Origin of the sequence: Bradyrhizobium sp. CIR48, from assembly GCF_014198315.1 — a bacterium.
Classification (GTDB): Bacteria; Pseudomonadota; Alphaproteobacteria; order Rhizobiales; family Xanthobacteraceae; genus Bradyrhizobium.
The window spans coordinates 241,081-255,385 of the sequence record NZ_JACIHG010000009.1; the positions used below are offsets into that span (position 1 = coordinate 241,081).

Annotated in this window: 10 protein-coding genes; all 10 read right to left on the reverse strand. The window is 65.8% G+C overall.

What is annotated here, in order from left to right; all coding sequences use genetic code 11:
• Positions 1-144: 144 nt before the first annotated feature.
• The gene (gene murA, locus GGD66_RS27245; RefSeq protein ID WP_092251522.1) at positions 145-1,440 is read right to left on the reverse strand and encodes a UDP-N-acetylglucosamine 1-carboxyvinyltransferase; all 1,296 of its coding nucleotides are present in this window, start codon (positions 1,438-1,440) and stop codon (positions 145-147) included.
• 134 nt (positions 1,441-1,574) lie between these two features.
• A complete protein-coding gene (locus GGD66_RS27250; protein ID WP_183259528.1) occupies positions 1,575-2,042 on the reverse strand; it encodes a hypothetical protein in 468 nt (155 codons plus the stop codon).
• Positions 2,043-2,125: 83 nt separating this feature from the next.
• On the reverse strand, positions 2,126-2,764 hold the full coding sequence (locus GGD66_RS27255) for a phospholipid scramblase-related protein (RefSeq protein ID WP_179732663.1): 639 nt from the start codon (positions 2,762-2,764) through the stop codon (positions 2,126-2,128).
• 249 nt (positions 2,765-3,013) lie between these two features.
• The gene (gyrB, locus tag GGD66_RS27260) at positions 3,014-5,449 is read right to left on the reverse strand and encodes a DNA topoisomerase (ATP-hydrolyzing) subunit B (RefSeq protein ID WP_183259529.1); all 2,436 of its coding nucleotides are present in this window, start codon (positions 5,447-5,449) and stop codon (positions 3,014-3,016) included.
• A gap of 283 nt (positions 5,450-5,732) precedes the next feature.
• Positions 5,733-6,305: a hypothetical protein gene (locus GGD66_RS27265; protein ID WP_092251524.1), complete on the reverse strand. Its 573-nt coding sequence runs from the start codon at positions 6,303-6,305 to the stop codon at positions 5,733-5,735.
• Positions 6,306-6,554: 249 nt separating this feature from the next.
• Positions 6,555-8,711, reverse strand: coding sequence for a hypothetical protein (locus GGD66_RS27270; protein WP_183259530.1), 2,157 nt, complete (start codon positions 8,709-8,711; stop codon positions 6,555-6,557).
• A gap of 157 nt (positions 8,712-8,868) precedes the next feature.
• Positions 8,869-9,612 (reverse strand): hypothetical protein, encoded by a 744-nt coding sequence (locus GGD66_RS27275; protein ID WP_183259531.1) that lies wholly within the window; start codon positions 9,610-9,612, stop codon positions 8,869-8,871.
• Between the two features lie 119 nt (positions 9,613-9,731).
• Positions 9,732-10,868: a DNA replication/repair protein RecF gene (gene recF, locus GGD66_RS27280; protein WP_018319462.1), complete on the reverse strand. Its 1,137-nt coding sequence runs from the start codon at positions 10,866-10,868 to the stop codon at positions 9,732-9,734.
• A gap of 203 nt (positions 10,869-11,071) precedes the next feature.
• Entirely contained in the window at positions 11,072-12,190 is a 1,119-nt protein-coding gene (dnaN, locus tag GGD66_RS27285; protein ID WP_018319464.1) for a DNA polymerase III subunit beta, read from the reverse strand.
• A gap of 260 nt (positions 12,191-12,450) precedes the next feature.
• Positions 12,451-13,860, reverse strand: coding sequence for a chromosomal replication initiator protein DnaA (dnaA, locus tag GGD66_RS27290; protein ID WP_026202184.1), 1,410 nt, complete (start codon positions 13,858-13,860; stop codon positions 12,451-12,453).
• Between the last annotated feature and the right edge of the window lie 445 nt (positions 13,861-14,305).

Genomic DNA, 14,305 nt, shown 5'->3' on the forward strand with positions numbered 1-14,305 from the left:
GTGCTCTATCCGCTAGCTCGGTCTCGTAGGGTGGGCAAAGGCGCGTTTGCGCCGTGCCCACCACCTCGTCAATATTGCAACAGAAGCGTGGGCACGCTTCGCTTTGCCCACCCTACGATACTGTGGTTGGGATGAGGGCGAACCTCAGCCCTTCCGCTCCGGCACGCGCGTGATCTTCGCGCCCAGCGCGTTCAGCCGTTCCTCGATGCGCTCATAGCCGCGCTCGATCTGGTCGGCGTTGTTGATGGTGGAGGTGCCCTGGGCGCACACCGCGGCCAGCAGCATCGCCATGCCGGCGCGGATGTCGGGTGAGGTCATGGTCGCGCCGTGCAGGCGGCTGGGCCCTGCGATGATGGCGCGGTGCGGGTCGCACAGCACGATGCGCGCGCCCATCGCGATCAGCTTGTCGACGAAGAACATCCTGGATTCGAACATCTTCTCGAACATCAGGATCACGCCCTCGCATTGCGTGGCGGTGACGATCGCGATCGACATCAGATCGGCCGGGAAGGCTGGCCAGGGCTGGTCTTCCAGCTTCGGCACGTGGCCGCCGAAATCGTCCTGGATCTTCAGCGTCTGGTTCGCCGGCACGATCAGATCGTCGCCCTCGACGCGGCAGACGATGCCGAGCCGCTCGAAACCCATGCGGATCGAGCGCAGATGCTCGACGCCGGCGCGCGTGATGCGAAGCGGCGAGCGCGTCACGGCGGCAAGCCCGATCAACGAGCCGACCTCGATATGGTCGGGCTGGATCCGATAGGTCGCTTCTCCCAGCGTTGCCGGCCCATGAATGATCATGGTGTTGGTGCCGATGCCCTCGATCTTCGCACCGAGCGCGACCAGGAAGTTGGCGAGATCCTGCACATGCGGCTCGGAGGCCGCGTTGCGCAAATGGGTGACGCCGTCGGCGGCGACGGCCGCCACCAGCGCGTTCTCCGTCGCGGTGACGCTCGGCTCGTCCAGGAACACGTCCGCGCCGGCAAGCTTGGGCGCGCGGAATTCGAGCCGGTCGGTCGCGGTGACCCTGGCGCCGAGCTGCTCCAGCGCCAGCACATGGGTGTCCAGGCGGCGGCGGCCGATGACGTCGCCGCCGGGCGGCGGCAGCATCACCTCGCCGCAGCGCGCCAGCAGGGGGCCCGCGAGCAGGATCGAGGCGCGGATGCGCACGCACAGCTCAGGGTCGAGATCGGCGGCGCGGATGCTCTTGGCATGGATGTGAAGCGTGTTGCGCCCGGTCCATTCCGCCGCCGCGCCGACCGAGCGGATCAGCTCGACTAGCGTCTCGGTGTCGCGGATGCGCGGCACATTCTCCAGCGTCACCGGATGCTCGGTGAGCAGCGCCGCGGCGATGATCGGCAGCGCCGAATTCTTGTTGCCGGACGGCTCGATCGAGCCCGAGAGCCGGTGACCGCCCTCGACGATGTATTGGATGGGCGCCACGGGGTTCTCGCTGTCTTGTTGGGTGGGCGGGCCTGTTTCGGGCGGAAACTACAAAGAATTGAGCAGGGGAGCAATTCCGCACTTGTTGCGGTGGAAGGCCACTCGGCGGCCGAGGAAACCCGTCGGACCCGCGTTTAGAACAGACCGATAACATTCGCCACCACATAAAGGATGACGATCAGCATCAGCACGCCCATGGCCAGGAAGGAGATTTCGACGGCAATGGCGCCGGCCCCAAGCGCGGCCGCGACGCCGGCCAGCAGCCGCTCTTCGCGAAACACCAGCGCGAGGACCGAGAGCAGGATGGCAAGCAGGCCGAGCGAGATCGCAGCGATCGAGGACGCCTCCCTCAATTGGCTCCCCGTCGACTTCTCCCGCGGCGGGGCCTGGTACTCGACGCCCTTGACGCGTGCGATCAGGCGATCCTTCAGTCGATGGCCGGTGTCGACGATCACTTTGTCCGCCGGCGGTGGCGGGTAGATCGCAGGTATGACCCAATGCGGCAACACGGCCGCGATCAGCGCCAGCACGCCGACGATGCTACCGATCACGCCGAGGCGGCGGGACGACGCGGCGGAACTGGTCGTTGCAGAGGCGGTCATAGCGTGACACTTCCCGGCCGGAATTGGCCTTGTGGGTCGGTTCAGGGAGCTGCGGTGGACAAGCGAGAGAGGTCCGCCGCGCTTCAATTGCGGAACAAGTTGATGACGCCGCCCTCGCCTTTGACTTCGAAATACATCAGATCGATGTAGATCGCAGCGGCAAGAACCAGCGCTCGCTCATCTTCCGTCAGGCCGGGGTCTAGATATTCCACGAGAAAACTATCGCGGTCCGTAAACAGTTCGGAGGCAAGGCCGGACCATTTTTTCGCGACGCGCGCGTGCTCGTTCGCTCCACGCATGAACGGGAACGTCCACACGCGCCAAAATGGCGAACTGACCTCGAGCACCACTCTCCCCTGCGCATCGATCACATGGAATGTCTTGGTGAGAATCGAAAACTGACGCTCGATCGTTCCGATGAGCCGGCCGTCGCGCGAATGCAGTTCCAGACACTGAAAGAACCAGCGGAAGGGATGAACCCCGCGCATGACCGTCTGTCGGGTGTTGTCGAAAAAATGGATCTCGAAAGAGCGCCAATGTCCAAATACTTGGCGCCCCAAGAAGCCGAGAAGTCCCTTTTGCTGTTCAGCCGCATAGAGCAGATCGCGACCATTTTGATCGCAGATGCGGTACTTATTGCGGGTTTCCAAACCGAAGAGCTCGGCCAATTCGAAGGCCTGCTGCACGAACATTTGGCGCTGGCCAGCTAAAGTCGACAACATTCGTTCGGACCTCTTCCAGTGCCGGCTACGTCATTTTGTCGCGATGGCAGGTGGGGAGGTTCAGGTGGTGGTGTTGCGGTGAAGGTGGTGCGCTCCCTCTCCCGCTTGCGGGGAAGGGCTGGGGTGGGGGTGCTTCCGCAGCGGGATCGTCGAATTTACCGAGAATATCTCCGCGTGGCGAAAGCCCTCACCCGCCGCGCTCTGCGAGCGCGTCGGCCTCTCCCGCAAGCGGGAGAGGCGAAGCAAACCTCAGATATCGATCGTCGCGCTGAGCGAATGTTCCTGGATGAAGTCGCGGCGCGGTTCGACCACGTCGCCCATCAGCTTGGTGAAGATGTCGTCGGCCTCGTCGACCTCCTTGACCTTCACCTGCAGCAGCGAGCGCACGTCGGTGTCCAGCGTCGTCTCCCAGAGCTGCTCCGGGTTCATCTCGCCGAGACCTTTGTAGCGCTGCAGCGAGATGCCCTTGCGGCCGGCCTCGGTCACCGCCTCGAACAGGTCGACCGGGCCATGGACCATGTGCTCGGTATCCTTGCGACGCAGCTTGCCGGAGCGGGCGTAGACGTCCTGCAGCTTCGTCGTGTACTCGTCGAGCTTGCGGGCTTCGGCCGAGCCCAGGAAGGCATCGTCGATCACAGCGGCTTCCTTGACGCCGCGCACGGTGCGCTCGAACAGGAAGCCCTGGCCTTCCACGTATTGCCCGATCCAGCCGCGCTCGACCTCTTCGGCCTGATTGTCCAGCCGGCTCGCAATGTATTGGGCGGCGGCCGCGGCGTTCTCGGGATTGCCGTAGATCGATTTGTTCAGCACGCCGGTGATGGCGGCCTGCTCGATCACCTTGCGGTTATAGCGGCTGTGCAGGTTGCGCAGGATGCTGCGGACCACGCGGGCGTCCTCGACCAGCGAGCGCAAATCGCGGCCGGTGCGGTCGCCGCCGGTGCCGGGAATGTAGACGCAGTCATCCAAGCCGGCATCGATCAGATAGTCTTCCAGCGCCCGTTCGTCCTTCAGATACTGCTCGGACTTGCCGCGGGAAACCTTATAGAGCGGCGGCTGGGCGATGTAGAGATAGCCGCCGTCGATGATGTCGCGCATCTGCCGGTAGAAGAAGGTCAGCAGCAGCGTGCGGATGTGGGCGCCGTCGACGTCGGCGTCCGTCATCACGATGATCTTGTGATAGCGCAGCTTCTCGACCGAGAATTCGTCGCTGATGCCGGTGCCGAGCGCGGTGATCAGCGTGCCGATCTGCTCCGACGACAGCATCTTGTCGGGGCGGACGCGTTCGACGTTGAGGATCTTGCCGCGCAGCGGCAGCACCGCCTGGAATTCGCGGTTGCGGCCCTGCTTGGCGCTGCCGCCTGCCGAGTCACCCTCGACGATGAAGAGCTCGGATTTGGCCGGATCCTTCTCCTGGCAGTCGGCGAGCTTGCCGGGCAGCGAGGAGACCGAGAGCGGGCTCTTGCGCGTCAGCTCGCGGGCTTTTCGCGCGGCCTCACGCGCGGCGGCGGCCTGGATCACCTTGCCGACGATCATCTTGGCTTCGCTCGGGTGCTCCTCGAACCAGGCCTGGAGCGCCTCGTTGAGGACGTTCTCGACCACGGGACGCACTTCCGAGGACACCAGCTTGTCCTTGGTCTGCGACGAGAACTTTGGATCGGGCACCTTCACCGACAGCACGGCGGTGAGGCCTTCGCGGCAGTCGTCGCCGGTCAGCGCGATCTTTTCCTTTTTCGCATTGGCCTCTGCATAGCCGTTGACCTGGCGCGTCAGCGCGCCGCGGAAACCGGCGAGATGGGTGCCGCCGTCGCGCTGCGGGATGTTGTTGGTGAAGCACAGCACGTTCTCGTGGTAGCTGTCGTTCCACCACAACGCCGCCTCGACGCCGATGCCGTTGGCTTCCGCGCGCACCATGATCGGCGCCGGCACGATCGCCTTCTTGTTGCGGTCGAGATATTTGACGAATTCCTCGACGCCGCCGGAATAGTGCATCTCCTCGCGCTTCTCGACCGCGTGACGCATGTCGGAGAGGGCGATGTTGACGCCGGAATTGAGAAAGGCGAGCTCGCGCAGCCGATGCTCGAGCGTCGCGAAATCATATTCGATGTTCTTGAAGGTCTCGGTCGAGGCGAGGAACGTCACCTCGGTGCCGCGCTTGCCCGGCGCGTCGCCGACCACCACCAGCGGTGCGACGGCATCGCCATGGGCGAACTCGATGTAGTGCTCCTTGCTGTCGCGCCAGATGCGCAAGCCGAGCTTGCTCGACAGCGCGTTGACGACGGAGACGCCGACGCCGTGCAGGCCGCCGGAGACCTTGTAGGAGTTCTGGTCGAACTTTCCGCCGGCGTGCAGCTGGGTCATGATGACCTCGGCCGCCGAGATGCCTTCGCCCTTGTGGATGTCGACGGGGATGCCGCGGCCGTCGTCGCGCACGGTGACGGAATTGTCGGCATTGAGCACGACGTCGACGCGCGTGGCGTGGCCCGCCAGCGCCTCGTCGATCGCGTTGTCGACGACTTCGTAGACCATGTGGTGCAGGCCGGAGCCGTCGTCGGTGTCGCCGATATACATGCCCGGGCGCTTGCGGACGGCATCGAGACCTTTGAGCACGCGGATCGATTCCGCGCCGTAATCGCTCGCGGTGGAGGGCTCGTTTTCGGCAGCGGGCTGCCGAGCAGGTTCTGTCATGAGAGGCCTTCGAGATGTCGCCCGAATCAGCGGCGCAAAAGGCGCTGATTTGCGAGCTATTTGTGCCACGAAAGAGGGCCTGCGCCTAGCGCAAAGTATCTTCCGTCAACCCTTTGACTAAATGGGGTTTTTAGGCCGGTTTTCAAGGCGTTCGAAGGCCGATTCCGAGGCTGGCCAAAAGCCCGATTCGAGGCCTCTTTTGGGCCCCCTGAGGCGGGGTTTTTGCGGGCGCGCGCAGGCCTGTTCCGAGGCGGCGCCGTGGTGTTCCGGAAGAAGCCTGGGTTCAGTAGATCTGGTCCGACTTGCTGTCGTCACTCAACCTGAGGGACCAAGCCTCGCCTGCGGCCAAAGTGATGGTGTCGGTGTGCACCATGTGACCCGACACGCGTAGCGCGTAGGAGTACGTGCCGGGCGGCAGATCCAGCACTTGTGGATGGTTGACGCCGCCCGCGATCTCGATGGTCTGGTCGTTGATCGTGAGCGAGGCCACGTCAGGTACGAGATAGCCGAAGATCAGCCGCGCGTGTCCTGCTATCGGCAGGAAGTTTGCCTTGGCCACGACCTCCGTATTTCGCTGCACGAGGTCGACCGTGGTCTCGCCCTTGGCGCGGTCGAGCGTCAGCATGCCCGGCCCCTTCGGCGAGGCGAAGACGAGCAGCGCGTGATCGGCGGCGACCATTGCGCCATCAGGCTTCTCCTGCCAGCCGCGCTTTCCGAGTTCCGCGCGATAGAAGGCCAGTACGTCGCTGAGTTCTGCGGGCACATGGGCTTTGAGCTCGAGCCGGAACGGGATTTCGATGCCGGACGCGTGCGCGGTGCTGAAGCTTGCGTGGCTGGCTCGCGTCGGCACGGGCATGTCGGCGTGGGAATCTGCTGCGGTAAGCGGCTCCTGCGAACAAGCTGCAAGAAGAGGGAGGCCGCACATCAATAGCCACCACCGTGCCGGGACCTTCGTCCCGCGCCTTACCGTCGTCATGCCTACTCTCCAGGAATGCCGCGATCTTCGCGCGAGAGGCGGCTGCGACACGGTCGCCGCCGCCTCTCGACGACTAGTCGGCCCACGAACCGCACAGGTTCAACCTGGTCGTTACAGGCGCAAGCGGGGTCAATACATTTGCAACGGCAGTACGTCGCCGCTCGGCCCCACCAGCAGGCCCCAGGCGTCACCGGCAGCGACGGTGAGGTGCTCGGTGTGGGCCGGGCGCCCGGGCATGCGCAGGGCGTACTGGTAGGTGCCCGGCGGCAGGTCGAGCATCGGGCCTCTCGGCGATTGCGGACCGCCGGCGCCGGCCGCGATCTTCACCGTCTGCTTGTTGATGGTCAGCGAGGCTTCCTTCGCCCCGATATTGCCGAGCATCAGCCTGGCCTGGCCGGGCTTCGGCATGATGTCGGCCTTCACAGCGGCATCCGGATTCTTCTGCGCCAGGCTGACCGTGGTCTCGCCCTTGGCGCGGCCGAGCTTGAGCACGGCCGGGCCTTGCGGCGAGGTGAAGTCGATCTGCGCGCGTTCGGCGGACACGGTGGCGTCGTCGGCCTTTTCCTGCCAGCCGAGCTTGGAAAGCTCGGCCCGGTAGAAGGCCAGGACATCGCCGAGCGGGGCAGGGATGCTGGCTGCCAGCTCGCGGCGGAACGGCATCTCGCTACCCGGCATTTTGGTGGTGGCGAGCGAGGTCGAGGACCGCTGCGTCGGCACGGGGAGCTGGGATTCAGGGTCGGGCTTGAGCGGCTCGGAGGATTTGGCCTGCACGTCCGCGGTGGCCGCCGGCTTCGCGGCGGCCATCACGAGCCCCGATCCGTCGGCGCGCACGCTCACCTTCGGACCCATCTGCATCACGGTCATCGAGATCGATTTGCCGCTCTTGGAGAATTCCATCACCGCCATGTTGGGCTGGTTGATGACGGAGGGCTGCTCCTTCCAGCCGGCGGGCTTGAGCGACGCGCGATAGAACGCGGTGAGCGCCTTGACGCTCGAGGCGGAGGAGAATTCGAGATGGCCGTCGTCGCCCTCGAATTTCACGCCTTCGGCGTTTTCGGGCAGCGGCACCGGCGTGTTGCTGCCCGCGAGCGGAGTGAGCGGCGCATCCGACAGGGAGGCGGCCTGTGTCTTGCGCCTGGCCTCGTCGGCGGCAATGAGCTGCTGAGCCGCCCCCAAGGCATCGCCGAGAAATCTCTCGTCGGCCTCCTTCTTCGCCTTGGCCCGGGCCGCAAGTGCGGAGTCCTTCACCTGCGCGGTCAGGCTGATCATCGTGAAATCATATTTGCGGCCGAGCCGCAGCACGCCGGTTTCCTCCGCCGATGAGACCTTGATCGCGATCTCGTCGCCGGGCGCGAGCGGCGCATTGCCATCTTCCCGCCAGCCACGCGCGGCGAACTCGCGGTGATAGAACGCGAGCACGGCGGGCAGCTCGGCCATCGCGGCGGCCGACATCTCGCGCTTGTTGGAGCTCGCGCTGCCGAGGCCTCTCGCCGATTTGGTCGGCTTCGGCCGCGGCAAGCCCGCCATGTCATCGTCGGCCTCGAGCTCTTGGGGCAGCGCGAACGGCGCCAGCCGGATGTCGACATTGGTGCGGCCGTCGTCGCGTCGTGTCAGGGTCAACATCACCGGCTTCTGGTAGATGTGCGTCGCGTCGCGATCGGGGTGGTCGTAAAAGACGCGCACGCCGTTCGGGACGGTCCCGTCAAGATCGGCGTTCGGCCAGCGCGAGGACGTTTCAGGCGTGAGCTTGCGCCATCCCATGGCCGCCATGTCCTTCGCAAAGAACTCGGAGGTCGCCTCTAACGCACCGGGCGCGATGCAGCCGAGATAGGGTCGGGTCTCGTCGAACACGAGATCGGTTGCGCCGTCCGGGAACGGCACGTTCGCATAGATCCGGTTCGGCGTGTAGAACACGGCGGATTGGTCGGAGCGCCCGCGTGCCTGTGTGAAGGAGACGCGCAGCCCCTGCCGTCCTTTCTTGAAGGTCAGCGCGGCACTCTTCTCGTCCAGCGGATACACATAGGGCACCCAGCCGTCGGCGCTCAGCAGCTTCTTCGTGGCGTCGGACGTGGCGGCAAGGGCGGTCGGGACGGTGTAGATGACGCGATAGGTGTCGGGGCGCGAAGTATCCTCCACCGCGCCGTCCAGCCGCGGCAGCGTATGGACGTCGACGAAGCTGTCGTCTGCCGCGTCCGCGGGATACGACGTGCTCGCCATCGCGAGAACGCCGCAGGCAAGCAGCAGCCATCTTGCCGGGACTTGCGCCCCAAGCGGGATCATCCGCATCGTCAAACTCCTGGGTGTTGCGCGGGCCGTCGCCCCGCGCATGGGCAGGCCGCGACACCTCGGCGCGCGGCCTCAGACGAGAAGTCGCGATGGGAACCGGAGAGGTTCAACGGACGGCGTACGAGCGGCGTCATGGACCTGATCAGGCAGGCATGGCTCAATACAGCTGGAGCGGCGGCCAGGCGTCTCCGTCGCGTCCGATCGTGAGCTCCCAGGCATCGCCGGCGGCAAGGGTGAGGACGTTCGTGGTGGCTGAATGGTCCGGCCCGCTCAGTTCGTAGGAATACTTGCCGGGCGCCAGGTCCAGCGATACCGCATTGGCGCCGGCGGCGCGCTTGACGGTTCGTGCGTTGATCGTGAGCGCCGCGTCCCTCCCGCTGATGTTGCTGAACACCAGTTTCGCCTGGCCGGGTTCGGGCATGATATTGGCCCGGGTCGCCGCATCGGCGTTCTTCTGCACGAGATGGATCGAGGTGCTGCTGTCCTTGCGGGCGAGCTGCAGCGCGGCCGGCCCCAGCGGGGAGGCGAAGGCGAGCTGGGCGTGATCGGTTGCGATCACCGCGCCATCCGGCTCCTCCTGCCAGCCAAGCTTTCCGAGCTCCGTGCGATAGAAGCTGAGGACGTCGCCGAGCTCTGCGGGCACGGTGGTATCGAGACTTGTGCGGAGCGGGGCTTCGACGCCGGGCATGACGGTCGTGTGGGTGCCTCGATAGAGGTAGCGGGTCGGCGCGGGCAGCCGCGCATCGGGATCCGGCGTGAGCGCGATTGAGAACAGCGGCGACAAATTCGATACCCAGGCGCCGGCGCTTGCCGCGAGCAGGCAGCTCGCGAACAGGGCGAGGCCGCATGCAAGAAGTTGCCATCGCGCGGGAGCTGTTGCCCCATGCCTTACCGTCGTCATGCCTATGCTCCAAGCATCGCGCGCGTGAAAAATCCTGCGCGATTGCACAACGGCGACACCGTCGGCGCCGCTTCAGACAGCTAGTCGCTGATGGAACAGGGCGGGTTCAACCCGGAGGCCTAGCGTCGAGACGAGACCTGTCCGCTCTCGACGTCGAAGACTTCGCCTCCAGCGCCGATCTCGGTGAAGGCCGCCGGGTCCGCGCCGGTCAGCCACACTTGCGCGCCGAGCTTGCGCAGCTCGTCGAACAGCGCGGCGCGCCTGCTAGGATCGAGATGGGCGACGACCTCGTCGAGCAGCAGCAGCGGCACGATGCCGGTCATCTCGGCGACCAGGCTCGCATGCGCCAGCACGAGGCCGATCAGCAGCGCCTTCTGCTCGCCTGTGGACGCATCACGCGCGGGCATGCTCTTCGGCGCATAGATCACCTGGAGATCGGTGAGATGCGGACCGTCGGTGGTGCGGCCGGCGATTGCATCGCGCGGCCGGTTGTCGCGCAGGATCTGGCGGTAGCGATCCTCGACCGACGTCGCCGTCTCGGTCAGCAGCGCGTTCTCCATCCAGCCGTCGAGTGCGATCTGCGCCGAGGGAAAGGCGGAGGCCTGCGCACGCGCATTGAGCATGCCGGTGAGCCTTGCCGCGGTCTGGCCGCGCGTTGCCGCGACCGCGACGGCAAGCTCCGCGGTCTCGCGCTCGATGGCGTCGCACCAATGGTCGTCGTAATTGCGGGTTTCGAGCAGGCGGTTGCGCGAGCGCAGCGAGCGTTCCAGCGCGTTGATGCGGCTCGAATGCTCATTGTCGATCGCCAGCACCAGGCGGTCGAAGAAACGCCGCCGCTCCGAGCCCGCGCCCATGAACAGCCCGTCCATCGCCGGCGTCAGCCACACCATGCGGATATGGTCGCCGAAGGCCGTCGCGGACCCCACCGGCTCGCGGTCGATGCGGCAGCGCCGGCTCACCGCGCTGTCGGGCCGCGGCGCATCGATGCCGGTGCCGAGCGTGGCCAGCCCCAGCGCGCCCTCGACCTGCGCCGAGACGGCCCAGGATCCGTCGCCCTGGTTGTCGGCGACGTCTTCCAGCGTCGCCCTCCGCAAGCCGCGTCCGGGCGACAGAAACGAGATCGCCTCGATGCAATTGGTCTTGCCCGCCCCGTTCGGCCCTACCAGCGCCACCATGTCAGCCGCCGTCTCGAGCCCCGCCGCCCGATAATTGCGAAAATGCGTCAGCGTCAGGCGATGAATGCGGGAGGGGGTCATGTTCTATTCGTCATGGACGCGCGGTCTCCCTTTGCGGGAGCATGCCGTAGGGTGGGCAAAGGTGCGCTCTTCGCGCGCCGTGCCCACGTCCCGCCGCGGTCGCCGCTGCTGCATGGTGGGCACGCTTTCGCCTTCGCTCTTCGAGCTACGGCGCAAGCTTTGCCCACCCTACGGCTCCGATGGATGGCTCGAGAGAGCGTCCCTCACACCCGCATCGGCATCAGTACATACAGCGCGCTCTTGTCGTCGCGGTCTTGGACCAGGGTCGGGGAGCCGGGATCGGCGAGCCTGAGTGTTGCGACGTCGCCTTCGATCTGGGCGGCGATGTCGAGCAAATAGCGCGAGTTGAAGCCGATATCGAGGGCGTCGGAGGCGTATTCGACTTCCAGCTCTTCGGTGGCGCTGCCGGAATCCGGATTGGTCACCGACAGCACCAGCTTGCCGGGCGACAGCGACAACTTCACCGCCCGGCCGCGCTCGCTCGAGATCGTCGAGACGCGGTCGACCGCGTTCTCAAAGTCCTTCTTGTCGACGACGAGCTCCTTGTCGTTGCCCTGCGGGATGACGCGGCCGTAGTCGGGGAAGGTGCCGTCGATCAGTTTCGAGGTCAGCACGACATTGCCGATCGTAAAGCGGATTTTTGCCTGCGACAGCTCGATCGTCATCTCGGCGTCGGTGTCCTCGATCAGGCGCTGCACCTCGCCGACGGTCTTGCGCGGCACGATCACGCCGGGCATGCCCTCGGCGCCCTTGGGCTGCACCAAATCGAGCTGGGCGAGGCGGTGACCGTCGGTGGCGACGCCGCGTAAGGTCGCGGCCTTGGGCGTGCCGGCGGCGTGCAGGTAGATGCCGTTGAGATAATAGCGGGTCTCCTCGGTGGAGATCGCGAACTGGGTGCGGTCGATCAGCCGCTTGACGTCCTTGGCAGCCAGCGAGAAGGAGTGCGACATGTCGCCGGCGGCCAGATCCGGGAAATCATTCTCCGGCAGGGTCTGCAGCGTGAAGCGCGAGCGGCCGGCGCGGATCGCCAGCACGGCGCGGTCGCCGTCGGCCTCCAGCACGATCTGCGAGCCGTCCGGCAGCTTGCGCACGATGTCGTAGAACATGTGCGCCGGCACGGTGGTGGAGCCCGCGGTCGCGGTTTCCGCCGGCAGCGTCTCCGTCACCTCGAGGTCGAGGTCGGTCGCCTTCAGCGACAATTTGGCGTTCTCGGCCCGGACCAGCACGTTGCCGAGGATCGGAATCGTGTTGCGGCGCTCGACCACGCGGTGGACGTGGCCCAGTGACTTCAGGAGTTGCGCGCGTTCGACCGTAACCTTCATTGCACTACTCGCCCGATCCCCAAAATGAAGCAGCCGGGCGGTCGAAAAGCCCCGCCGCGGCACCGATGACCCCGGCAGGTCAGGGCCATCCAACCGATATGACCAAAGCCGCCAGGGTCGCGCAAGGTGGCTCGGATGGCCCCCGGATTCAAGGGATCGGGGGCCAGTTCCGCACGATTCCCACGATTTACCGCCCAAACGAAAGCCGCCGCCCAGGCATGGCCGGGGCGGCGGGAGAATGGCAGGAGCGCCTTAGGCGTTTATTCCTGAAGCTGGCGCTTCAGCGACTCCACTTCCTCTGACAGTGCGGTGTCCTTGGAGACCAGGGACTCGATCTTGCGCACGGCGTGCAGCACCGTGGTGTGGTCGCGCCCGCCGAAGCGGCGGCCGATCTCGGGGAGCGAGCGCAGGGTCAGCGTCTTGGCGAGATACATCGCCACCTGGCGCGGGCGCACCACATTGGCGGTGCGGCGGGAGGAGAGCAGGTCGGAGCGGCTGACATTATACTGCCGCGCCACCACGCGCTGGATGTCCTCGATCTTGATCCGCTTCGGCTCCTGCGGCCGGACCAGGTCGCGCACCTCGTGCTCGGCCATCTCCAGCGTCACCGGCCGGTTGTTGAGCTTCGAGTGCGCCAGCAGGCGGTTGATCGCGCCTTCGAGGTCGCGGCCATTATGGGTGATGGTGCGCGCCAGATAATGCAGCACCTCCTCCGGCACCTCGAAGGTCGCATGATGGGCGCGGGCCGCGGCGACGCGCGACTTGAGGATGCCGTGGCGCAGCTCTTCGCCGAGCGAGCCCATCTCGACCACGAGGCCGCCGGCGAGCCGCGAGCGGACGCGGTCGTCGAGGCTTTCGAGATCGGACGGCGGCCGGTCGGCCGCGATCACGACCTGGCGGCCGGCGTCGATCAGCGCGTTCAGCGTGTGACAGAACTCGGCCTGGGTCGACTTGCCCTGCAGGAACTGCAGATCGTCGATCACCAGCACGTCGATGCCGCGCAGCGCTTCCTTGAAGGCCAGCGCCGTCTGCGTCTTCAGCGCGGCGACGAAGCCGTACATGAATTTCTCTGCGGTGAGATACAGCACCTTGCGCTCGTTGCCGGAATTGCCGGCCCAGGTCACCGCCTGGAGCAGGTGCGTCTTGCCGAGGCCGACGCCGGCATGGATGTAGAGCGGGTTGAACATCACGGGGTCGCCGCGGCGACCTTCGGCGACCTGGCGCGCGGCCGCATGCGCCAGCGTGTTGGAACGGCCGACGACGAAGCTCGCGAAGGTCAGGCGCGGGTCGAGCGGCGAGCCGCCGAGCGCATCATGATTGGCCGACACCGGCGCGGTCGCGGTCGAGCGCAGCTCCGGCGTGGGCGTGCGTCGCGTCTCGACCGGCGCGGGGGCTTCCTTCGGCTGTATCACCGGGCGCACGGCCGAACGCACCGTGAGATCGATGCGATGCACTTCCGGCATCTCGGCCTGCCAGCACGACAGCACGCGCTCGGCATAATGAGCCTGAATCCAGCTCTTCAGGAACCGGGTCGGCACCGAGAGCCGCACGCTCTCCTCCTGCACGCCTTCCAGATCCATGCGCGCAAACCAGCTCGTGTAAACGTCTTCGCCAACGCTCGAGCGCAGCCGACCCTTCACGCGTGACCAGCGATCCTGTTCCATTGTCATCGTCAGAAAACTTCTCTTGAGAGATAAGGTTGCGTGGTGAGCGCCAAGCAGGGTTTCCTGTCATGGCGCGACCTCAAGCGAGTCCATCGTCAGGCATAGCTCGACCGTTCGGCGCAAACGCCGCAGGTCAGATCAGCGATGTCGGAGATGGAGAGTTCGCGAGGTCAGCGCGTACTCGACGCGCTCTCGCATGTGGGAGGCTGAACGCAGGACGGATCGGAGACGGCATCGTTGAACGATGGAACTTGTGTCAATACCGCGTTGAATCCGTAGGACATGATACCTCCCCGTCCTGCCGTGATCGCTCACGACAAGGTCCTGCTTCTGAAGACGCCCGCGACGAAAATCGCTGATGCCCCTGCCCGTCTGCACTGCTCGTCCGCTCGGCTTCGCCATCGCTCGTGTCGGGGTAACTTTGCGATGTCCGTGCGCCTCGCGAGATCGG

Excerpts from the sequence above, each read along its gene's own strand:
- GGD66_RS27250 (WP_183259528.1), bottom strand. The coding sequence starts at position 2,042 with ATGACCGCCTCTGCAACGACCAGTTCCGCCGCGTCGTCCCGCCGCCTC.
- GGD66_RS27255 (WP_179732663.1), bottom strand. The coding sequence starts at position 2,764 with ATGTTGTCGACTTTAGCTGGCCAGCGCCAAATGTTCGTGCAGCAGGCC.
- gyrB (WP_183259529.1), bottom strand. The coding sequence starts at position 5,449 with ATGACAGAACCTGCTCGGCAGCCCGCTGCCGAAAACGAGCCCTCCACC.
- GGD66_RS27265 (WP_092251524.1), bottom strand. The coding sequence starts at position 6,305 with ATGCCCGTGCCGACGCGAGCCAGCCACGCAAGCTTCAGCACCGCGCAC.
- GGD66_RS27270 (WP_183259530.1), bottom strand. The coding sequence starts at position 8,711 with ATGCGGATGATCCCGCTTGGGGCGCAAGTCCCGGCAAGATGGCTGCTG.
- GGD66_RS27275 (WP_183259531.1), bottom strand. The coding sequence starts at position 9,612 with ATGACGACGGTAAGGCATGGGGCAACAGCTCCCGCGCGATGGCAACTT.
- recF (WP_018319462.1), bottom strand. The coding sequence starts at position 10,868 with ATGACCCCCTCCCGCATTCATCGCCTGACGCTGACGCATTTTCGCAAT.
- dnaN (WP_018319464.1), bottom strand. The coding sequence starts at position 12,190 with ATGAAGGTTACGGTCGAACGCGCGCAACTCCTGAAGTCACTGGGCCAC.
- dnaA (WP_026202184.1), bottom strand. The coding sequence starts at position 13,860 with ATGACAATGGAACAGGATCGCTGGTCACGCGTGAAGGGTCGGCTGCGC.